We start from the raw sequence: 21,442 nt of genomic DNA on the forward strand, positions 1-21,442 counted from the left end.
CAGTCGTCAGTTGACAGCCCGACGCAGATACCAACGAATCAGGCTTCGACGGTGAGGCCGGCCGCACTCAGCGCGTCCTCGGCGTCGTGGTCGTCGTGGACAACCGCCGAGACAGCACGGGTGATCGCCTCGGGTGTGTCGTGTTGGAAGATCGATCGGCCCATCGAGACGCCCGCCGCGCCGGCATCCATCGCGCCACGAACCATCTCGACGGTTTCGGCATCAGTTCCCTTCGAGCCACCGGCGATAACGATCGGCAGGCTGGTCGACTCACAGACGTGTTGGAAGCTCTCGGCGTCGCCGCTGTAACCGGTTTTGACGATATCGGCACCGAGTTCCTCGGCGAGCCGAACCGCGTGGCCGAGTGCCTCAGGTTCATCGCCCTGAATCCCGGGGCCACGCGCGTAGGCCATCGCCAACACCGGGATGCCAAACCGCTCGGCCTCGCCGGTAATCTCGGCGAGTTCCTCGATCTGCTTTGGTTCGTAGTTCGAGCCGACGTTGATATGGAAGGAGACCGCATCAGCGCCGGCACGGATCGCCTCTTCGACGGTGCAGGTGAGGCGTTTGTCGTTTTCGTCCGGGCCGATCGTCGTCGAGCCGTTGACATGGACGATGTAACCGCTGCCGTTGGTGTTGCCGTGGACGCGGTCGGCGACGCCCTTCTGGGTGAGGACGGCATCGGCACCGCCGCTGGTGACGCCGTCGACGGTCGCCTCCAACTGCTTGAGGCCGGTAACCGCGCCCATTGTGATCCCGTGATCCATCGGGACGATCAGATACCGGCCCCCGGTGGAGATGCGATCGAGCCGCGCGCTGATTCCTGCGGACATAACTGTTGTGTGAACCTCTGTCAGTAGGAGGGTATGTAGCTTGCGACTCCGACCCTACTCGTCGCTGGGTGCCGGCTCAGTTTGCCCACGGGTCGCACCTTCGGCCAACTCCCGGGCTTTCGCTTCGAGCTTGTCGGCCGTTTCCGCAGTCGACCACTCGCTGTCGACGCCGTCGGCGACGATATCGACGAGAGCGGAGCCGACGATGATCCCATCGGCACCGCTGGCGACGATGCGTTCGGCCTGCTCGCCGCTGGAGATCCCGAAGCCGACGGCTTTCGGGACGTTCCACTCGCTGAGTCGCTGGAGGCTCCGGTCGGTCTGATCCGACACGTCACTTTTCGCGCCGGTCGTCCCGAGGCGAGCCTGCACATAGACGTAGCCCGAAACGCGCTCCATCATCGATTGCAGCCGCTCACCCTCGGTTGTCGGTGCGACGATGAAGACGAGATCCAAGCCGTGTTCGTCACAGGCTGCCCGCAGCGGGTCGGCCTCCTCGGCGGGGAGGTCTGGGACGACGAGCCCCGAGATGCCAGCCTCGGCGGCGCGAGCGACGAACTGTTCAGGGCCTCGCTCGTCACTGCCCGGCGGGCTATACTGGTAGATCAGGTTGTAGTAGGTCATACAGACCAGCGGGACATCGACGTCGACGTCTTCAACGAACTCGAAGAACAGTTCGGGCGTCATGCCGCCTTCCAAGGCGCGAACAATCGCGCCCTGAATCGTCGGCCCCTCGGCGATCGGCTCCGAGAACGGCAAGCCGAGTTCGATCACGTCCGCGCCGCCGCGAGCGAGGGCTTCGACATACGCCTTCGAGGCCTCATAGCTTGGGTCGCCGACCGCGAGATAGGGGATGAACGCGGGGCCGTCGTCGAAGGCCGCGGCGATTTCGCTGTTGGCGGCCGCGCCGTCGCTGCGGCGAGTCTCGGCTGCCTGTCCACTGTCAGCCATTCAGATCCCCTCCGAGAACATCGACATATCCGGCGCGTTTGGGATGTCGCGGGCCTCGGTCTCCTCGATGGCCGCCTGGAGATCCTTGTCACCGCGGCCGGAAACGTTGACGACGACCGTGCCGGAGAGCTCCTCGGCGTGTTCTTCCAGATAGCCGAAGGCGTGGGCCGTTTCGAGCGCGGGAATGATCCCCTCGGTGTTGGACAGGCGGTGGAAGCCTTCCAGTGCTGCGTCGTCGTCGATGGCGACCGGTGTGACGCGGTCTTCATCGACGAGGTGGGCGAGTTCGGGACCCACACCCGCATAGTCGAGGCCTGAGGAGATGGAGTGCGATTCCATGATCTGGCCGAAGCTATCCTGGAGGAGTTTCGTGCGCGCGCCGTGGAGCACACCCTCGTCGCCGGTCGACAGCGACGCGGAGTTTGGCGCGACGCCTTTCTCCTCGTCGACTGCCAGCGAGGAGCCGCCGGCCTCGACAGCAACGAGGTTTACGTCTTCGTCGTCGACGAAGTGGGCGAACGCGCCCATCGTGTTCGAGCCGCCGCCGGCACAGGCGACAACAGAGTCTGGGAGCCCCCCGGTTTGCTCGCGAACCTGGGTGCGCATCTCCTCGGAGATGACCGCGTGGAAATCCCGCACCATCACCGGGAACGGATGGGGGCCAACGATGCTGCCGATCACGTAGTGGGTCGTCTCGACGCTGGCCGCCCAATCGCGCATCGTCTCCGAGATCGCTTCCTTCAGCGTGCCGCGACCCGCCGTCACCGGCTTTACATCCGAGCCGTTGAGCTTCATGCGGAAGACGTTGGGTCGCTGGCGGTTGATGTCGCGTTCGCCCATATAGATCGTACAGGGCATATCGAGGTGGGCGGCGGCCATCGCCGTCGCCGTCCCGTGTTGGCCCGCGCCGGTCTCGGCGATGATGCGGTCTTTGCCCATGTATTTGGCAAGGAGCACCTGACCGAGGGCGTTGTTCAGCTTGTGGGCCCCGCCGTGGAGCAGATCCTCGCGTTTGAGGTAGACATCGCAGTCGTATCGCTCCGAGAGCCGATCGGCCCGCTGCAGCGGCGTCGGTCGGCCGCCGAAATCCGCCAGCCGCTGGCGGAACTCATCCATGAACCCATCCTCGTTGTTGACGACGTATCGCTCGTAGGCATCGGTGAGCTCCTGGATCGCCGGCATCAGCGCTTCCGGCACGTACTGGCCGCCGTAGTCGCCGAACTTGCCGTCGGCCGCCTTCGTGGGTGAGTCCTCAGCATCTGTCGCGTGGTCTGTACTCATTGTGTGTTCCTCTCGTATGGCATGGTGATGTAACCCTCGCTTCGCTGTGTCAGTGCGCTGTCTCCCATCAGTTCGCTGCTCCGGTCAACCGCTCGGTGTTTGTCTGTGGATCGCCGTCCATGATCGCACTGCCGATCAGCAGGCCGTCCGCGCCGGCCTCCCGCATTCGGCGGACATCCTCGACCGTCGCAACACCGCTTTCGGCGATCAGCGTCACGTCGTCAGGGGCGTCGGGTGCCAACTGTTCGACAGTCGAAAGGTCGACCGTTAGCTCCGCGAGATCGCGGTTGTTGATCCCGATAACCGCCGCGCCGGCGTCGATGGCGTCGGCGAGTTCCGAGGCAGTGTGTACCTCGACGAGTACCTGAAAGCCACGGTCGCGGGCAGCCGCAAGCATCGGTTCGAGATCGTCGCCGAGGAATCGGGCGATCAGCAGGATCACGTCGCTGTCGGCGGTGTCGAGTTGGGCCTCACGTAGGATGAAATCCTTGCGCAAGACTGGGACGTCAACGGCCTCGCGGACACGCCGAAGGTTCTCGATCGAGCCACCGAAATGTTCCGGCTCTGTGAGCACCGACAGCGCGGCTGCGCCGCCGTCAACCATCGCTTTCGCCAACGCAACCGGATCGGCGTCGTGTTCGCCGTCGGTCGTCGGACTCGTCGGTTTGACCTCCGCGATCACCGGCACGCGGCCGTCGCGTTCGGCCACCGCGAACGCTGCCGACAGCGACCGCGGGGTCACCGACACGCGCTCGTCGCCGCCCGACCGGGCCGCAGCCGCATCGAGAATCGACTGCACTGCCGGGGCCACCTCCCCTTGTTGTTCGTTCATCTATGTACATCAGTGTACGTATCTGTACATAAGACTTGCGTCGTAAGCCGGAACCGTTGAATGGAGTCGCCCCTTTTGATCGACTAATGACGCCCGGAATCTACGCACAGCGGTTCGACGACCTCGATACCGTCGTCCAACTCGGTGTCGCCAGCGGCCAGGTGATCGATGTGTCGTTTCCGGAGACGGTTCCCGACGACGCCGCAACCGACCACGAAGTCTTCACGCTGATCGGCGACTATCTCGACGGTGATCGGCTCGCGCTGACCGACGTCGAGATCGCCCTGACGGTGCCAACCGACCACCGGCAGGTGCTTGAGGCCCTCCAGAATGTCTCGGCTGGCAACACGGTGACCGTCTCGCGACTGGCACGGCTGGCCGGAATGGATGAGGACAGCGAGGAAGACGCCGCAACTGTCCGAGACGCACTACAGGCAAACCCGGTGCCGCTGTTGATCCCGGATCACCGCGTCCATGACGCTCAGGGAGCGACGCCGACAGATGTTGCTGCGACGCTCCGCGATCTCGAAGACGACTAACGACAAAACAGCGACGGAGGTGGACTGTGATCGGTTACTCGTCGACGTATCCGAGCAGGCGGATCGCCCCGTAGACAAATAGGGCTGCTCCCAGCGGCCCGTCAAACTCGAAGAGATTCGGCACGTCAAACCCGACGAGAACACTGCCGAGCACCATCGCCGAGACTGGGATCGCCAGTTTGGCTTCGACCGGCTCGATCCGCTGGAGTGCAAACCAGACGAATGCGACGGTGCCACCGACCAAGGATAGAATCGACAAAAAGTGGCCCTCAGCGTTGCCGACGATGACAAAGAGGCTGCCGAAGGCGATGGCGACGGTTGCGGTCACCAACGGGATGTCATCGGAGTCGATATCGACCGAGACTGCATCCATACAGAACCCTCGAAAAACAGCGTCTTGAAACTCCCGCTCCCGGCAGCCCGCTTACTGCGGGCTGGGGCTGGAGGGGCCGGCGACGCTGCCGTCTTGCAGCGCCGAGCCGGTGATGTTTTTCAGTCGAGCGACCAGCGAGTCGGTCTCGGCTTCCCCTTCGAGCGCCACGTCAAGCACCTCGCTGATGTGGCTGACGGGGATGATCTCGACCATATCCTCGTACTCGTCTTCGATCATCACGTCTTGTTCGTTGGCCTGCGGGATGATGACGCGCTTGCAGCCGGCTTTGGCGGCGGCTTCGATCTTGTGGGTCACCCCACCGACCGGAAGCACGTCGCCGCGAACCGACAGCGAGCCGGTCATCGCCAGATCCTGGCTGACGCCGACACCCTCAAGCGCAGAGATCACGGCCGTCGCAACCGTGATCGACGCCGAGTCGCCGTCGACACCCTGTTGGCCGGTCTGGACGAACTGGATGTGAATATCCTTCTCCGAGATGTTCTCGTCGGAGAATTTCTTGATGATTGCCGAGACATTCTGCACCGACTCCTCGGCCATCTCCTGGAGCTGGCCGGTGGCGATCACCTGCCCACCGCTTTGGGTGGGTGTGATCTCAGCCATCACCGGCAGCATGATCCCGGAGTCCTCGCCCATCACGGCGAGGCCGTTGACGCGGCCGACCTCGTAGCCATCGGAGACCTGGAGTTCGTAGTCCTTCCGTTTCTCGATGAACTCGTCGGCGAGCTGCTGTTCGATCGATCGAGAGCGTTCTTTGGCCTGCAGGACGTGATCGCGGGTCGTGTACTCGGTGTCCTCGGCGCGAGCGATATCACCAGCGACGCGGACGAGCCCGCCAAGATCACGGAAGTGCAGCGTGAGCTGTCCCTTCCGGCCAGCGCGTCGCCGCGCCTCAAGGACGACCTCCTCAATCGCCTCGGCTTCAAACGGCGGGAGGCGACCGTCGTTAGCGACTTCTTGAGCCACGAAGCGCACGTACTTCTGGCGCATTTCAAGCGTGTCGTCGATGGTGTCGTCCATGTAGACCTCGTAGCCGTACCCCTTGATACGGGAGCGAAGTGCGGGGTGCATGTTCTCCATGGCATCAAGGTTGCCGGCGGCGATCATGATGAAGTCCGTCGGCACCGGCTCGGTCTGAACCATCGCACCAGAGGAGCGTTCGCTCTGCCCCGTAATCGAGAACTCACCCTCCTGGATCGCAGTCATCAGCTTCTGTTGGCTGCGGATATCGAGGGTGTTGATCTCGTCGACGAACAGCACGCCCTTGTTGGCTTTATGGATCGCCCCGGCCTCAACGCGGTCGTGAGAGGGCGTCTCCATGCCGCCGGACTGGAAGGGGTCGTGTCGCACGTCGCCCAACAGCGCGCCGGCGTGGGCACCGGTGGCGTCGCGGAACGGCGCGCTCGTGGTGTCGGCGTTGTTGACCAGTAGGTTCGGGATCATCGCGTCGCCGCCACGGGAGGCATAGCGGAAGGCGAGATAGACGATCCCCGCGGCGAGAATCCCCAGCAGGATCTGGCCAGCGATGATGAGCGCGTAGCCCAACACGACGGCGATGATGATCCACATGAGGAAGGTACGCATCTGGTCGCGCTTGCGAGCCTCCTCCTTGTGGGCGTCGACGATCTGTTCACCCTTACCCGCCGGCACCGTCCGCACCTTCGGCTTGTTGCCGTCGTCGGGGTTGTGGTAGATCAGGACATCCTGCAGTTCCTCTTTCGGGAGGAGTTCCGTCATCGCCTTCGCCAGCATGGACTTGCCGGTTCCTGGCGAGCCGATCATCATGACGTGTCGCCGCTGGCGGGCAGCTTTGATGATCACATCGCGGGCGTGTTCCTGGCCGATGACCTGGTCGACGAGGCGGTCGGGGATCTCGACGTCCTCGGTGCTGTCGATCAACAGCCCGCCAAGGAGGTCATCTTCATCCGGGTCGTCGGCGACCGGCGCGCTGACCTCGACATCGCTGCCGAGTTCCTCGATCGTGCCCGCCGTCCCTTCGGTTTCGGCCGGTTCGTTGCCACGGGTGCGGTCTGTGTTAGGGTCGGAATCGAAGGCGTCCTCGTCGGCGATCGTCGGCCCGTCGTGATCCGGCCCCGTTGGTGGCCACTCATCCTCGCCGTCCTCGGAGTGGTCGCCGCCCTCGTCGGCGTCCGATCGCTCCTCGTGGTCGTCGTGCGGTCGATCGCCGGCCTCGCCGTCGGCGACCTCCTCGGAGTGCCCGGGCTCCGAGGCCGTCTCCTCGGCCTCCGTGTCGGGAGGCCCGTCGTCTGTGTCCGTGTTGTTGCTCATAGAACGGGTTCGCTACGCGAATAGACGGCTCGGCGACTGATATACTTTCTCCCCTTGTGAAAAATCGTCAGTATGCATAATTACGGTGGTAGCAGCCCGCTACCGTTCGTCTGCGATTCCGCCAGCGACTCGCCGTGCTTATAAAGGGCGACGTGATAGCGTGTGGTATGCGGGGATTCTACATCGGCCGGTTTCAACCGTACCATGCGGGTCATCACCACATGGTCGAGGAGATCGCCGAGCAGGTCGACGAACTGGTGTTAGGGATCGGCTCGGCGGGGGACTCCCACACCCCACGCAATCCGTTTACCGCCGGCGAACGCGTCATGATGGTCACCAAATCCGTCGCCGAGTTCGATATCCCAACCTACGTCGTCCCAATCGAGGATCTCGACCGCAACTCGGTGTGGGTCAGCCACGTCCAGAGCATGTCGCCGGCCTTCGATGTCGCCTTCTCGAACAATCCGCTGGTGATCCGGCTGTTTGAGGAAGCCGGCGTCGAGGTGCGACAATCCCCGATGTTCCGCCGGGAGATCCTGGAAGGCTCAGAACTCCGAGAGCGCATGATCGACGGCGAGGACTGGGACTCGTTAGTCCCTGATCCGGCGGCAGCCGTCATCAAGGAGATCGGCGGCGTCGAGCGCATCCAGCAGGTCAGCGACACCGACGGCGCGGGCGACACCTAAGGGCCGACCGATGCTTACGCTTGCCTCTGATTTTGGCAGCCCCTATCCGGCGGCGATGAAAGGCGTCATCTGCTCGCGGACAGACGCCCGCCTCGTCGATATCGCCCACGATCTCCCACGACAGGATCCCCGTGCGGCGGCCTTCTGGCTGCGGGAGACGATCCCGTGGTTTCCACCCGCTGTCCATCTCGCGGTTGTCGACCCCGGTGTCGGCACCGATCGCCGCGCGATCGCGGTTCGCGTCGGCGACCACGCGATCGTCGCCCCCGACAACGGGCTGGCCCGGCCGGTCGTGCGACGACTCCGGGAGCCGACAGCCGCGGGCGACCCAGCCGCCGCAGAGCCGACCGTCGAGGCCTTCGAGATCACCGTCGAGACGCCGGCGTCATCGACGTTCCACGGGCGAGATGTCTTCGCGCCCGCGGCCGGTGAGATTCATGCTGTCGGCGTCGACGCCATGGCCGACCTCGGGATGCTTAGCCGGATCGATCTCGATTCCTGTGTCGACATCGAGTTTCCGACCCCCACTGTCGACGGTGGAACGATCCACGGCGAGGTGCTCGTTGTCGACGACTTCGGCAACGTGATCACGAACATTCCGGGCGACGAGCTCGCCGACGTCGAGACGGTTGGAATCGACGGCACAAGCGTTCCGGTCGTCGAAACATTCGACCATGTTGACCGCGGTGAGACGCTGGTCACTGTCGGGAGTCACGGCTACGTCGAATGTGACGTGAATCACGGCCGTGGCGACGAGGCCTTCGGACTCGCTGTGGGCGATGCAGTCCGGCTCTCGCACGGCCGCTAACGACTCCTATTCGTCAACCGGCACTCGCGGCAGTGTCAACACCATCTGGGTACCGATATCGCTTCCTTCAATTCGAACTTCCCCACCAAGCAGTGAGACTGTCCAGTGGACGAGCCAGAGGCCAAGCCCGCTACCGTGTTGGAGTTGTGTCTCCTCACCCTGTTCGATCGCTCGCCACTCGTGTTCCGGAACCCCGAGGCCGTTGTCGGTGACCGTGATCTCAACCCACTCCTCGCTACGGTCGGCGGCTGGCGTGGCCGTCACGGTGATCGCTGGTATCGTCTCGTCGTTGTAACTGAGCGTGGTCGTTAACAACTCCTCAAGTGCCACCCGGAGGCGGCTATCGGCGCGCACCGCCAGTGCCCCCGAGAGCTCGGTTTTGATCGTCGCCTCAGGATGAGCTTCCTCGAACTCGGCGGTCACCGCCTCAAAGAGGTCGTCGATCGGATAGCGGGCATCGCTCGGTGGTTCCTGTTCGAACAGCGACCGCACCGTCGATGCCTTCTCGCTGAGTGCCGCAAGCTCCGTCGCGCGCTCCTCGATCGCATCAACAAACCAGCGGGCCTCCTCGTCGGCGACCTGCTCGGCCAGCAGTGTCGCGTTGCCCTCGATGACATTGATCCCGTTGCGAAGATTGTGGCGGAGAATGCGGTTGAGCACCGACAGCTGTTGCTCCCGAAGTTGGCGGTCGGTCACATCGGCCTCGATGGCGACAAAGTGGGTGATATCGCCGACGCTGTTTGTGATCGGCGAGATCTCCTGTTCGACGTGGTAGAGTTCGCCGGATTTTCGCTGGTTGACCAGCTCCGCCTCCCACGTGTCACCGTCAAGAATCGTCTCCCAGAGCTCCTCGTAGAATTCCTCTGACTGTTTCCCTGAGGCAAACAGGTTTGGATTTTTATCGACAACCTCCTCGTAACTATACCCGGTTTGGAACTCGAAGGCCGGGTTGACGTATTTGATGTCGCCGGTGCGATCGGTGATCACGACAGCACTCCCGACATTTTCGACAGCCCGGCGGAACAGCTGCAGATCCTGTTCGCGTTCCTTGCGCTCGGTGACATCTTCTTGGAACCCGATGTAGTTGACAACCTCACCGTCATCGTCGCGGACGGGGGCGATCGTCACCCGGTTCCAAAACGGCGTGCCGTCCTTCCGGTAGTTCCGGAGTTCGACGCTGACGGGCTCCTCGTTGTCGATCGCTTCCCGCATCTCGGCGACCGGCTCCTCGCGGGTGCCCGGCCCCTGGAGATACCGACAGTTTCGGCCGATCCCCTCCGACTTGCTGTACCCGGTTAGTTCCGTGTAGCCGTCGTTGACGTAGACAAGCGGATTGTCCGGCTGGGATGGATCGCTGATCGTGATGCCGATTGGCGCGCCATCGATCGCCTGTGTTTTGAGCTCTAACTCCTCCTGGTAGGCTTTCCGCTCGGTGATGTCACGGATCGACAGCAAGATCGACGGGTCGTCGCTGGTCTCAAAGGTGGTCGCCGAGATCTCGATCGCCCGCTCCTCGCCGGCTTTCGTCCGGCAGGTGAGCTCGTCTGTCCACGCATCGCCGGTGGCGATGATATCTTCGAAAAACGACGCAAGCGTGTCCGGCTGGTCGGGGGCAAACAGTTCAGACGGCTCTGTTTCGAGGATCGTCGCCCGCGAGTAGCCAAGCAGGTCGCTGGCGGCGGGGTTGCAGGCGGTAATAAACAGTGACTCCGCATCGAGAACGAATGTTGCGTCGTTGGTCGCCTCAAAGAGCCGTTCGAATCGAGTCTGAATGTCGGCGTACCGCTGGGTGAGTTCGGCGGACTGTCGGCGGCGGACAAGGAGGTTTTCGAGCCGGCGGTACAGCGTCTCCCGATCAATCGGGGCGGTGACGACCTCATCGATCAACGGCGGGCTATCGTCACCGTTGTCGGCACCCAACTGCGGTGCTGTCTCAGCAGCTTGCTCTCGCCGGAGCAACAACACCGGCTGAAAGGTTGGATCTAATTCGGCTTTCTGGGCTTCAATCGCCTCGCTGTAGGCTGGCAGGCTGCGATCATCAACGAGATAACAGTCGACGGCCCGCAGTTCGTCGTCGATGACAACATCGTATTGTTCGCTGAGCATCGACCGGATCGCTTCGCGGTCGGCCTCGTTGGCGACGATGAGTTGGAGCCGATCGACTGCGTCGGGATGGCCGTCACGCATCGTCGCGTCTCTCCGCCCGGTGGCCGGTGCCCTGCATGATCCCGTGGACGTTCTCGAAGGGGCCGGTGATCTGAAGGCCCTCGTCGCTGACGATCGCAAACCGGTGGAAACGGCTGTCGAAATCGCCGAGCCGCTTTTTCAGCACGCCGATCGCCCGCTGGAGTTCGCCGTCGACCTCGACATACGAGAGGAACACGATGTTGTCGGCGATGTAGCTGGTGTTCGTGCTTGTTGCCTCCGGAAACCCGGTCAGTGCATTGGATTCGTCGGTGATGATCGTCGCCACGTTGTGGTTTTTGAGCACCCGTGTGAGCCCGTGAAGTCGGCGGACAAGTCGCTGATCGTCGCCCTGCAAGGAGATCTTGTAGCCAGCGAGCCCATCGATGAAGACGGCAGCCGGATCGTGCGTTTCGACCTCGTTGACGACGTATTGGCCGAACTCTTCGGCCGACCGCACCAAGGGTTCGACCTCGGTAAGATGGAGCTGACCCGTCTCCAGAAGCTCAGAAACTGGGATCCCGAGGTTCTTACACCGGTAGGTGAACTGGTCGATCGACTCCTCAAAGAGATAGCCGAGAGCGGTTCTGCCGTCGGCAGCGAGCCCCGACAGCATCTGCGCACCGGTTGTCGATTTGCCGATCCCGGTTGGCCCAGAGATAAACGACACCGCGCCGCGTTCGATCCCGCCGCCGAGCAGCGAATCCAACGTCTCGTGGCCGGTCGTGATCAGTGTCGGATCGAAGGTTCGGTCGTCGTGGTCGGGGATCGTCTGTGGGTAGATCTCGATGCCGTCGTCGCGGATTTCGAGGCCGTGGGTGCCGTCGACCTGCCCGAGACCACGGTGTTTGGGGACGGCGATGCGGCGTTCGCTCTCATCCAGATAGAGGTTGACCACGCCGTCGCTGAGCGACTCGAAGTCGTCGTAGCTGCTGCCGTGGGGGACGCCGCGGCTAACCGTCCGTGTAGCAACAGTTGTCACCCGCCGATCCCGGAGAAACCGGATCAGCGATTGGAGGCGTTTGCGGTACTGGTATTCGTCGCGTTCGACGTACTGCAGTTGGGTGATCGGATCGATCAGGAGGCGTTCGGGATCGACCGACTCGATGACCTCCTTGATATCCTTGGTGAAACGTTCGGACTCAACCTCGGCGGTTTCGACGAGATCATAGGAGATGTCCTCGGCGAAAAAGTCGGTGCCCGGCCCGATGTCGAGGAACTCGGCGTCGCTGATATCGACAGACAGCTGGGCGGCGTTGAGCACGATGTCGGCCTTCGATTCCTCGCCGTGGATGTAGACGACAGTGTCGCCGTTCTCAATGCCGGTTTCGAGAAAGTGCTGGCCGAGCAACGACTTGCCGGTGCCGGAGACGCCCTGGACAAGGTAGGTACGACCCCGAATGTACCCGCCGTTCAGGAGTTTGTCGAGCTCGGCGATGCCGGTGCTGATCGGCTCGATATCGTACTCGTCGGCGGTTGCTGTCTCATCTGTCATTGTGTGGTACGCCGTGTCAGGTAGCTCGTGCTCGTGGTGATTTACCTACTGCACCGCGCTTGGTATACAATGCCGCCGTATTCACTTAAACATGTGCAAGCCAAAAAAGACGGACCCAACCGTGACCGCCATCGGGGCGGCAGCGAGCGTCGTTAGTTGTCGGAGCTGATCACGTCGTCGATGCGGAGGATCATCGTCGCGGCCTCGGTCGCCGAATCAACGGCTTCGTGTTTGACGGCTGCGGGATCGAGGATGTCCTCCTCGACTGGGTCGCCAACTTTGCCGGAGCGGCCCGTCGAAACGAGGCCGGCTCGTCCCTGCGCATCGTGGCGGGCCCGGAGATCGACGAGCGCGTCGATCGGATCCATGCCGGTGTTTTCGGCGAGCGTTCGTGGCAGCTCATCGACTGCCGTCGCGAAGGCCTCGATGGCAAGCTGTTTCCGGCCTTCGACGCTGGCAGCGTGACTCCGGACGTGGTCGGCGATCGCGATCTCAGCCGCGCCCGCGCCGCCGACGACGCCGCCAGCATCGAGGGCGGCGATGACGACATCAAGGGCGTCGTTGAGCGCGCGTTCGAGCTCGTCGACAACGTGGTCGGTGCTGCCGCGGACGAAGAGGCTGACGTGGGCGGCGTCGGCACCCTCGACGAAGGTGAACTTGTCCTCGCCGTAGGTCTCGACGCTCAGGGCGGCGGTGGTGCCGAGATCCGCATCCTCGATGTCCTCAAGGGTGCCGAGCTGTCGGGCACCGGTTGCCGCCGCGATGGCGTCGGCATCCGAGGAGCCGATATCCTCGAAGGCGACGATCTCCTCGGCAGCGAGGTGGCTGGCGACGCGGTCGTCGATATCGCCGGTGACAAACAGAAGCTCAATCCCGGCGTCGGCGATCGTCTCAGCGTAGCCTTCCAGCTCTGCTTCCTCGGCGGCGATAGCCTCGTTGAGCTGATCGACGTCAGTGATGTTGTACTCGGCGTCGGCCTCGCCGGTGTCGAACTCCAGATCGGTATCGAGGATCGCCGTCGTCGCATCCGCAAGCTGGCTCGGGGCTGCGTCGTCGAGCGGCGTTTCGTCGATGACAACGCCCTCGATCAGTTCGGTCGCACTCGTCGACGCGCCCGGATGGGTGTGGATGTGGATATCCTCGCGGTCGACACCGGCGTCGGTGGCGACCTGCTGAACCGCGCTGACGACCGGTTCCGCCAGGGCATCGACGGTCACATCGCCGGTGCCTTTGCCGGTCATACTGGAGCGGGCGACCGCTTCCAGCGTGTCGTCGTCGAGATCGACAGCAAGCGTCTGGTCGTCGACCGCCTCGTGGGCGAGTTTGGCGGCTTCGTGGTAGCCTTCGACGATGACGGTGGGGTGAAGATCCTGATCGAGCAGTTCCTCGGCCTCGGCGAGCAACTCGCCGGCAAGCACAGACGCGGTCGTCGTCCCGTCGCCGACCTCGATCTCCTGAGTCTCGGCGACCTCGACGAGCATCTGGGCGGCGGGATGTTCGATATCCATCTTGTTGAGAATCGTCGCCCCGTCGTTGGTGATCGTCACATCACCCGAGGAGCCGACGAGCATCTTGTCCATCCCTTTCGGGCCCAGCGTCGTCCGCACTGAGTTGGCGACGGCCTTGCCGGCCCGGATGTTGGAATCCTGGGCGTCCTCGCCTTGCGTTCGTTCGTTGTCCTCCGAGAGAATTACCATCGGTTGCTGTCGTTGTGCCATGTAGAATCGCCTCGTTCGATGATGGTTTGCAGTTCTATATAAATCCATCGACCTTCGACACCACAAATCGCCAGCAAGCGGCGTGTGGGCTCGTCACATACTCACGTGGATTCGCCGGGTGTATGCCGTCACAAGTGGTCGATTCGGCCCAAACAGTCTGCAACAATTATGTGGGTCGCCCGCAACCCTCAGGCAATGCTAGAGTTGGAACACGGGTTCCGCGTGGTCGACATCCACGGGCATCTCGACCACGACGAGGTGGCTGTCTCCACCCACGGGCATAATGTGGGCCCCGACCGACTCGAACGAGAATGTCACCAGGCCGGCGTCGTCCGAACAGCCGTCTCGCCGACCCGCCGCCCGAGCGACATCGGCTACGTGCGGGCTAACAACGCTGTCGCGCGGCTCAGTGTCGACCGTCCGTTTCTCGCCTTCGCCCGACTCAACGGCCCGCTGGCGGCCGCCGAAAGTCCGATCTCGACGTTTCGAAACCTCTACGCGCCCCGTGAGACCCACCACACGCGTCCGGGCGACATCGAACAGTACGCCTACGACGACCGGTTTCACGGCTTCGTGCTCGATCCGATCCACGACGGCCTCCCGAAAGAGCCGGTACGCGAGGAGTTGGCGGACGTCGATCTTCCTGTTGTCGTCTACTGTCGAGACGGGTTCCCGCCATCAGCGGCTGCCGATACGCTACTGAACGATGGGTATCCTGTCGTGCTTGCTGGCTTCGGGGGCTACCCGATGGCCGAATCGCGGATGGAGACCGCCCTCGCGTTGCTCGATGAGTACGACCATCTCTATCTCGATACCTGTGCGGTTCGCTCCCGTGACATCCTCGAGCGCGGCCTCCAAGAACATCCCGACCGGATCATCTTCGGCAGCGGCACCCCCGATGTCCATCCGAACGTTGCCGTCATGGAGATTCTCACGCTGGATTTGCCGGAAGATGCGATGACACGCGTGTTTAACCGAAACCCGAGCCGGCTCATTCCTGGCTTTGCGGCCGGTGCTGATGTCTGAGCTACTGGCTCGCGTCGTCGAGCTCGTATTTTGTCACCGCGCGGTCGGCCCGTTTTGAGAGGCCGTGTGGGTTGCGCGCCTCGCTTCGGTCGCGGGCACGAGCGACGAGCCCATCGGAGCCACCGGTCAACATTCCGGTAATGACCTGCCGGCCAGTGCCAAACCACGTTGTCGGCTCGGCGTCACCCCGGATCACATCGCGGGCCGCGGTGATCGCGTCGCTGGCGGCGTGTGACAGCGTGCGACGGGCGACCGTCGGCCGAAGGCCGTAGTTTTTCACCAGCCGGTAGGCCAATGCGCGATACGTCCATCCCCAGTCGGGGTCGGCGCGCCCACCGTCGGCTTCGAACTCGCGGCGGACGCTCATGTCGGGTCGCCACGCGACGGCGTGATCGGTGGCCGCCAGCCGATGGGCCACATCCCATGCGCCGCCAGTTTCAAGATACTCGTCGAAGCCGTCGATGGTCTCCAAAACACGTCGCTGAAACGCCACATTGTGACCGGCGATCGCGGTCACCCCGCGACCGGCGATCGTTACCTCCTCGGTCGATTCAGTGGTGACGCCGCCGCGGAGCGTTCGGTGGGTCGGGCCGGTGACGACCGGGGCCTCGGTGAGGCCGTCGACGACCGCGGGCAGCCAGTCAGATTCGAGCCGAAGATCGTCGCCGAGGAAGGCGATCACGTCGCCGCTGGCGGCGTCGATGCCGGCGTTGCGGGCGACGTTGACCGTTCGAGAGGCGACCTCGACGAGGACATCAACGTCTGCTCGCTCGGTGACCATCCCGGTGGTGCCATCGGCCGAAGGGCCGTTGACGACGACAACTTCTGCGTCGGGGGCCTGGTCGGCGACCGTATCGAGACAGGCACCCAGTTGGTCGCGCCCGTTGAGCGTGGGGACAACGACCGAGAGATCCATATCCGGTGTACTACACCGGCTGCTATATAAAAGAGGTGATCAGCCGGGACACCACATGATTGATCCTGACGATCAGGTGTTGCGGTAGTAGACCTGCTTGCGGGCGTCTTTGAAGCTGTATCGGGAGCCGATCAGCTCCGATTCCTCCAGTCGGTTGAGCGCGTATCGTACCGTTCGATCCGGCAGCAACGACTCCTCGGCAAGTTCGCCCTGTGAGAGTGGTTCGTCGCCCTCAAGGACTTTGGCGATGAGCTTTGCACTCGGCGGGAGCTCCCGGAGCCGTTCGCGGAACTCGGCGTCTGAGAGTCGAACTGGACTGTTGGCCTCGATCGGACTAGTGCTCATATCTACCTCACCGCCGAGCCCAGTGGTAAAGGTTGGCTCCATATTGCGCCGGTCAATATATATTGTATAAGGTTACAAACGTGGGATTCCGGCTGTCGGCGGTCGCTCAACGTGTCACCCACGAGAGCTCCGTTGGTGGGGCATATCCAGTACGGTTTTATCCCTCGGGTGAGCAGTTGCCGCCAGCGTGAAAGGCACCGAGTGGTACCAGGCCGACGAGATCGCCGAGGCCTACGACGACAAGCGGTTTTCCGGCGGCGGACAGTTCATTGATCGCCGCGAGAAGACCGCCGTTCGCAACGCCCTAGGGCCGGTCGCAGACAAGGAGATCCTGGAGGTTGCCTGCGGTACCGGCCGATTTACCGTCATGCTGGCACAGTTGGGCGCCGACATTGTCGGCCTCGATGTGTCGGGACCGATGTTGGCACAGGGCCGCGAAAAGGCACAGGCCGTCGGCGTCGACGACACCGTCGAGTTCATGCGCGGTGACGCGGCGCGGCTGCCGTTTCCCGACGACCATTTCGATGCCGTCTTCGCGATGCGATTTTTCCATCTCGCCGACCGGCCGGTGACGTTCCTCAAAGAACTGGCCCGTGTCTCGGCGGGGCCAGTGCTGTTTGATACGTTCAACCTCGAAAGCAGCCGCGTGCTGTATAACTGGCTGTTGCCGATGGGCTCGCGGCTCTACTCCCGGCAGGCCGTCGAGAGCCTGCTGGCCGATGCCGGTGTCGACCTCATCGACGCCACCCACGATTTCGTCCTGCCGTATGGCTTCTACCGGAGCCTGCCGACGCGAATCGCTCGCCCGTTCCGCAAACTCGATCGGGCGATCGGTTCAGCGGGCGGCGGCGACCGCGTGGCCTCGGTGTCGTACTGGGTCGTCGAGTAACTAGAAGTCTTCCTCGATGATCTCGCCGACCGCGAAGTTGGATTTGACCTCCGAGACCTCGATTTTGACGCGCTCGTCGATCTCCGCGCCGGGAACGATGATCACGTAGCCGCGTTCGACACGCGCGATACCGTCGCCCTGTTTGCCGATATCCTCGATCTCGACATAGCGGAGTTCACCCGGCTCGACGGGGGGTTGGGGCTCGCCGCTGTCGCCGCCGGTCGTCGAGGACTCGTCGATTGTCGTCGACGCTGTCGTGTCGGTGTCGTCGATCAACGCCACCCGGTAGGTCTCGCCGACCTCGATATCACCGGTTTCGACCTCGCGTTTCGGAACCTCGACAGTGTAGCCGTCGTCGGATTCGCTCACAGACGCACTGAACAGACAAAGGAGTTGTTCTGAGATTTCCATAGATGACTTCCCTCAGATATCATCGACCAATGATAATAGAAGTACCGCCACGGCGACGAGCCCATGGGCAGCGGGCGATGTGTCGAACAAGCGGTTGTGTGCGACGAAAAAACCACAGCGCGATCAGCCGCAGCGACGACAGGGCCGGTGAGCGCGGTTAGTCGTCGGCTGGCGGGGCGTCGGTGATGTCGCGGCTGTTGACATCGATCTCGCCGGTGAGTTCCGTGTAGGGGTACGGCATGCCGATCCCCTCAGCGTCAAAGCGACGCTTGACGTTTTCGACGAGTTTGTGCTTGACACCACCGGCACCGGTCTCTGCGGGGTCGATCCAGACGCGACCGTTCAGCACAACCGCCGAGTCGCCAAGGCCGGTCACTGGTGCGGCTGGTTCCGGATCCGCAAGGACGCCATCGATCTTGCTGGCTTCATCGAGTATGACCTCCCGGGCATCCGCGATGCTGGCCCCGTATTCGATCCCGAAATCAAAGGTGACGCGTCGGGTTTCGTTGGCAACCGGGTTGGTGACGACCGCGCTAGCGAGGTCGCCGTTCGGCACCGTCAGCTGTTCGTTATCGAAGCTGTCGAGTTTGGTCACACGAAGGTTGATCTCCCGGACGATACCATCGTTGCCGTCCCACTCGATGTAGTCGCCGACGGTGAACGGCTTATCCTTGAGGATGAAGATGCCGGCGACGAAGTTCTCGATGATATCGCCAGCGGCGAAGGAAAGCCCCAATGCGAGCGCGCCGGCCAGCGTCGCAAACGCCGAGAGGATCGCCGGGAAGCCGGCGACCGTTGCGGCGATCGCAACCGCACCGACGACCGCAAGCACGGCGGCAACGCTTGAGCCGAGACTGACGACCGCCGAGGAGAACTCCCGTGCGTTGAGTGCCTTCTTTGTTGCCCGGACAAGGACTGATTTGCCGATTCGGTACAGCAACAGGAACGTCACCAGGAACGTGACGACGGTGATCCCGAAGTCAACGACGACGCTCCCGTACTGTGTGAGGAGCCCATCCAAGCTGTTCGGAACTTGCAGTAGTGTGAATAGCACGGTTGTACCATTGTCTAAAACCTCTTAAAAATGGGTGTCTCGGCCGTTCCGACCGAGAGATGGATTTTTGATGACTGAACACGCCTAGCCGATATGCGCGCAGCCACCTTCCATGGCCCCGGCGACATCCGCGTTGAATCTGTCCCGCAACCCGAACTCGATTCGTCACGCGGTGCGATCGTTCGCGTCACCCACACCGCGATCTGCGGCTCCGACCTCTGGTTTTATCGCGGCGAGAGCGACCGCGATGTCCCCTCCCGAGTCGGCCACGAGCCGATGGGGGTCGTCGAAGCAGTCGGCGATGACGTGGTCTCCGTCGAACCGGGCGACCGCGTCTTGGCACCGTTTTTCATCAGCTGTGGGCGCTGTGAGTTCTGCCGAAAGGGCCTGCACACCTCCTGTGTCAACCAAGCCAGTTGGAGCGGCGACAACGGCGGCGCACAAGGCGAGTACGTGCGCTGTCCCGAAGCCGATGGCACGCTCGTTCGCGTTCCCGACCGACACGCCGACGACGAGGACACCCTGCGGTCGCTGCTCCCGCTGACGGACGTGATGGGCACGGGCCACCATGCCGCCGTCAGCGCGGGCGTCGAAGCCGGATCGACGGTTGCGGTCATCGGCGACGGCGCGGTCGGCCTCTGTGGCGTGCTGGCCACCAAGCGACTCGGCGCAGAACGGATCATTGCTATGGGCCACCACGAGGATCGCCTCGAAATCGCCGAGGAGTTCGGCGCGACCGACCTCGTCAGCGAACGCGGCGACGAGGCCATCGAACGCGTCCAGGAACTCACAAACGGCGGCGTCAACCACGTCATGGAGTGTGTCGGCGCGACCTCCTCGATGGAGACCGCCATCGGCGTCGCCCGCCCCGGCGGCACCGTCGGCTACGTCGGCGTGCCCCACGGCCTCGGCGACGGACTCGATCTGGAACCGTTCTTCCGGGCGAACGTCACGCTGAACGGCGGCGTCGCCCCTGTCCGGGCCTACGCCGAGGAGCTGATGGCCGACGTGCTGCAGGGGACGCTTGACCCGTCGCCGATCTTCACGAAAACGGTCGATCTCGATGGTGTCCCGGAGGGGTACGCCGCAATGGACGACCGCGAGGCGGTGAAAGTACTTGTCAAGCCGTAGGCCGTCGGCGAAGACGCAGCGATCGACCGTGTCGGGTTGTGGCACGGGTTTTTCTCGACAGAGAGCAGATTCAGGAGTAGGCCGTCGTCCAGAACTGAGTTGCTCACCGCCACAACGCTGGTTCATGGCCGCGCCACTGCTGTATGATGTCGGCTTCATCGCCACCGCCGGCGCGCAGTTGTCCGTAACGGTGGTTGCCACCTTCGGCCTGTACACGGGTATTGCCGGACGCACTGAGTCTGCGGTCTAACGAACGTCTTCTCGCACACTAATTGTGTCCTGCTCGGTCGCCACCAGCAAAGATCCGGAACCGTAACGTTGATAATAAAACGAACGTTCGTTCGGGACGCGGTGGAACGATCATGACAGATACAGCGAGACACAGACCGTACAGAAGCAACAAGAAGCGATCACACACGCGACCGGTGGTGACGAGGCATGGTCGTTGAACCGGTTGTGGCCCTGCAGGCCTTCGGCGGCTCACTCGCCGACGTCACAGCTGTCCTCGGTGAGGCATCCATCTGGATCGGCGCGTTCGCTGGCGGAGCGTTCGGAGCGGCGATCGGCGCGCTGCCGGCGTTTATTTTGACCGGGCTGTTGGTCGTTGCCGGCGCGGCGGCCAATATTGTTGGCGTCGCCCCCGAAGGAACCGTTGGGCTCGTCGGCATCGGCTTCGGCCACGTCTTTGGCCCCCACATTTCGTTTGCCGGCGGCGCGGCCGCCGCGGCCTACGCGGCCAAACGCGGCTACATGGAGAGTGGGTTTGACTTCCATAACGCGAAAGATATCGGCTTCGCGCTTGGCACCAAGCCCGATGTGCTGGCCGTCGGCGGGGCCTTCGGCCTGCTGGGGATCGCCGTCGAACAGCTGTCCCGCAACCTGCTGATCCCGGTCGATCCGATCCCGGTCAGCATCGTCGTCAGCGCGTTCGTCCACCGAGCAGTCTTCGGCTACGCGCTGATCGGCAAACCGCAGGGCTCGGGCCTGCTCGATATGGGGCCCTTCGAGCGCGGTGACACCCTCGCGGCGACGGCTACCGGCAGCACAAGTGTCGACGACAACGGCACCGAAAACGGCGGCGAGTCGGCCAGCGAGTGGCTGGCGACCGAGCCGTGGCTCCCACAGCAGTACAAGTGGGCCAATGTCGCCATGATCGGCCTGGCTGCCGGGCTGGCGTCGGGCTATCTCGCCTTCCGTACCGGGAGTCCGTTCCTTGGCTTCGGGCTGAGCGCGGCCTCGCTGCTGTTCCTCAACCTCGGGATCGAGCGGTTCCCGGTGACCCACCACATCACGCTGGCCGGCTCGACGATCTTCCTCGCGGTGACAGCCTCGGGTGAGGCCGCGCTGGCTGGTCTTTCGCCGACTGTCGGCCTGCTGTTTGCTGGTGGCCTTGGCATCGTTGCCGCGCTGGCCGGCGAGGTCACCCAGCGGATCTTCTACGCCCACGGCCGCACTCACATCGATCCGCCCGCGATGGCGATCATCATCTGGTCGTTCGGTGTTGGGCTCCTGTACGTCGCCGGCGTGTTGCCGACCGGCGTCTGGATCCCCGGGACGGTCTAAGCGATCACGTGGCGGTTCGGCCCTCGGCAGCCCTCGCGGGCTGCCACCACACTCCTTGTCGTGCGGCGACACACAGCCGCGATGGCTCTTGTCTCCCTGA

General features: G+C 63.3%; 21 protein-coding genes. 8 read left to right on the forward strand and 13 right to left on the reverse strand.

Annotated features, from left to right (window positions below):
• Nucleotides 1–38: 38 nt before the first annotated feature.
• The 4 genes from DM826_RS01345 to trpC form a co-directional block, all read right to left on the reverse strand.
• Complete coding sequence (locus tag DM826_RS01345; RefSeq protein ID WP_120100542.1) at nucleotides 39–833, reverse strand: 2-amino-3,7-dideoxy-D-threo-hept-6-ulosonate synthase; 795 nt, start codon at nucleotides 831–833, stop codon at nucleotides 39–41.
• Nucleotides 834–887: 54 nt separating this feature from the next.
• Nucleotides 888–1,784 (reverse strand): tryptophan synthase subunit alpha, encoded by an 897-nt coding sequence (gene trpA, locus DM826_RS01350; RefSeq protein WP_120100544.1) that lies wholly within the window; start codon nucleotides 1,782–1,784, stop codon nucleotides 888–890.
• Entirely contained in the window at nucleotides 1,785–3,065 is a 1,281-nt protein-coding gene (gene trpB / locus DM826_RS01355; protein ID WP_120100546.1) for a tryptophan synthase subunit beta, read from the reverse strand.
• Nucleotides 3,066–3,132: 67 nt separating this feature from the next.
• Complete coding sequence (gene trpC, locus DM826_RS01360; RefSeq protein ID WP_120100549.1) at nucleotides 3,133–3,897, reverse strand: indole-3-glycerol phosphate synthase; 765 nt, start codon at nucleotides 3,895–3,897, stop codon at nucleotides 3,133–3,135.
• A gap of 86 nt (nucleotides 3,898–3,983) precedes the next feature.
• On the opposite strand from trpC, the gene DM826_RS01365 reads away from it, so the two are divergent.
• Nucleotides 3,984–4,436, forward strand: a complete 453-nt coding sequence (locus tag DM826_RS01365) for an MGMT family protein (RefSeq protein ID WP_120100551.1) — start codon at nucleotides 3,984–3,986, stop codon at nucleotides 4,434–4,436.
• 34 nt (nucleotides 4,437–4,470) lie between these two features.
• On the opposite strand, the gene DM826_RS01370 is transcribed toward DM826_RS01365, so the two are convergent.
• Nucleotides 4,471–4,809 (reverse strand): hypothetical protein, encoded by a 339-nt coding sequence (locus DM826_RS01370; protein WP_120100554.1) that lies wholly within the window; start codon nucleotides 4,807–4,809, stop codon nucleotides 4,471–4,473.
• Nucleotides 4,810–4,860: 51 nt separating this feature from the next.
• Complete coding sequence (gene lonB / locus DM826_RS01375; protein ID WP_120100556.1) at nucleotides 4,861–7,116, reverse strand: ATP-dependent protease LonB; 2,256 nt, start codon at nucleotides 7,114–7,116, stop codon at nucleotides 4,861–4,863.
• Nucleotides 7,117–7,283: 167 nt separating this feature from the next.
• On the opposite strand from lonB, the gene DM826_RS01380 reads away from it, so the two are divergent.
• Nucleotides 7,284–7,802, forward strand: a complete 519-nt coding sequence (locus DM826_RS01380) for a nicotinamide-nucleotide adenylyltransferase (protein WP_120100559.1) — start codon at nucleotides 7,284–7,286, stop codon at nucleotides 7,800–7,802.
• 10 nt (nucleotides 7,803–7,812) lie between these two features.
• A complete protein-coding gene (locus tag DM826_RS01385; protein WP_120100561.1) occupies nucleotides 7,813–8,610 on the forward strand; it encodes an SAM hydrolase/SAM-dependent halogenase family protein in 798 nt (265 codons plus the stop codon).
• Between the two features lie 6 nt (nucleotides 8,611–8,616).
• On the opposite strand, the gene DM826_RS01390 is transcribed toward DM826_RS01385, so the two are convergent.
• From DM826_RS01390 to thsA, 3 genes are all read right to left on the reverse strand, one after another.
• A complete protein-coding gene (locus tag DM826_RS01390; protein WP_120100563.1) occupies nucleotides 8,617–10,797 on the reverse strand; it encodes a PAS domain S-box protein in 2,181 nt (726 codons plus the stop codon).
• The gene (locus DM826_RS01395; RefSeq protein WP_120100566.1) at nucleotides 10,790–12,289 is read right to left on the reverse strand and encodes an ATPase domain-containing protein; all 1,500 of its coding nucleotides are present in this window, start codon (nucleotides 12,287–12,289) and stop codon (nucleotides 10,790–10,792) included. Before DM826_RS01395 ends, DM826_RS01390 begins: the two co-directional genes overlap by 8 nt.
• A gap of 152 nt (nucleotides 12,290–12,441) precedes the next feature.
• Entirely contained in the window at nucleotides 12,442–14,007 is a 1,566-nt protein-coding gene (thsA, locus tag DM826_RS01400) for a thermosome subunit alpha (RefSeq protein ID WP_205738778.1), read from the reverse strand.
• Nucleotides 14,008–14,202: 195 nt separating this feature from the next.
• Between thsA and DM826_RS01405 the strand changes: the two genes are divergently transcribed.
• Nucleotides 14,203–15,033 carry an amidohydrolase family protein gene (locus DM826_RS01405; RefSeq protein ID WP_120100571.1) on the forward strand — a complete coding sequence of 277 codons (831 nt, stop codon included), beginning with the start codon at nucleotides 14,203–14,205 and terminating at the stop codon, nucleotides 15,031–15,033.
• 1 nt (nucleotide 15,034) lies between these two features.
• On the opposite strand, the gene DM826_RS01410 is transcribed toward DM826_RS01405, so the two are convergent.
• Complete coding sequence (locus DM826_RS01410) at nucleotides 15,035–15,949, reverse strand: glycosyltransferase family 2 protein (RefSeq protein WP_120100573.1); 915 nt, start codon at nucleotides 15,947–15,949, stop codon at nucleotides 15,035–15,037.
• 72 nt (nucleotides 15,950–16,021) lie between these two features.
• A complete protein-coding gene (locus DM826_RS01415; protein ID WP_120082806.1) occupies nucleotides 16,022–16,294 on the reverse strand; it encodes a MarR family transcriptional regulator in 273 nt (90 codons plus the stop codon).
• 187 nt (nucleotides 16,295–16,481) lie between these two features.
• Between DM826_RS01415 and DM826_RS01420 the strand changes: the two genes are divergently transcribed.
• The gene (locus DM826_RS01420) at nucleotides 16,482–17,183 is read left to right on the forward strand and encodes a class I SAM-dependent methyltransferase (RefSeq protein ID WP_120100575.1); all 702 of its coding nucleotides are present in this window, start codon (nucleotides 16,482–16,484) and stop codon (nucleotides 17,181–17,183) included.
• Here DM826_RS01420 and DM826_RS01425 read toward each other — a convergent pair whose 3' ends face one another.
• Together DM826_RS01425 and DM826_RS01430 are read right to left on the reverse strand one after the other, a co-directional pair.
• Nucleotides 17,184–17,594 (reverse strand): TRAM domain-containing protein, encoded by a 411-nt coding sequence (locus tag DM826_RS01425; RefSeq protein ID WP_120100578.1) that lies wholly within the window; start codon nucleotides 17,592–17,594, stop codon nucleotides 17,184–17,186.
• A gap of 157 nt (nucleotides 17,595–17,751) precedes the next feature.
• Nucleotides 17,752–18,648 carry a mechanosensitive ion channel family protein gene (locus DM826_RS01430; RefSeq protein ID WP_233735643.1) on the reverse strand — a complete coding sequence of 299 codons (897 nt, stop codon included), beginning with the start codon at nucleotides 18,646–18,648 and terminating at the stop codon, nucleotides 17,752–17,754.
• A 93-nt stretch (nucleotides 18,649–18,741) separates the two neighbouring features.
• Here DM826_RS01430 and DM826_RS01435 point away from each other — a divergent pair, with 93 nt between their 5' ends.
• The 3 genes from DM826_RS01435 (at nucleotide 18,742) to DM826_RS01445 (ending at nucleotide 21,342) form a co-directional block, all read left to right on the forward strand.
• Nucleotides 18,742–19,779, forward strand: coding sequence for a zinc-dependent alcohol dehydrogenase family protein (locus DM826_RS01435; RefSeq protein ID WP_120100580.1), 1,038 nt, complete (start codon nucleotides 18,742–18,744; stop codon nucleotides 19,777–19,779).
• A 124-nt stretch (nucleotides 19,780–19,903) separates the two neighbouring features.
• Entirely contained in the window at nucleotides 19,904–20,029 is a 126-nt protein-coding gene (locus tag DM826_RS13260) for a hypothetical protein (RefSeq protein ID WP_267899952.1), read from the forward strand.
• A gap of 188 nt (nucleotides 20,030–20,217) precedes the next feature.
• Entirely contained in the window at nucleotides 20,218–21,342 is a 1,125-nt protein-coding gene (locus DM826_RS01445) for a hypothetical protein (RefSeq protein WP_233735644.1), read from the forward strand.
• The last annotated feature ends 100 nt before the right edge of the window (nucleotides 21,343–21,442 follow it).

The sequence above is a fragment of the Halonotius aquaticus genome (assembly GCF_003605575.1).
In the GTDB taxonomy this organism is placed as follows: Archaea; Halobacteriota; Halobacteria; order Halobacteriales; family Haloferacaceae; genus Halonotius; species Halonotius aquaticus.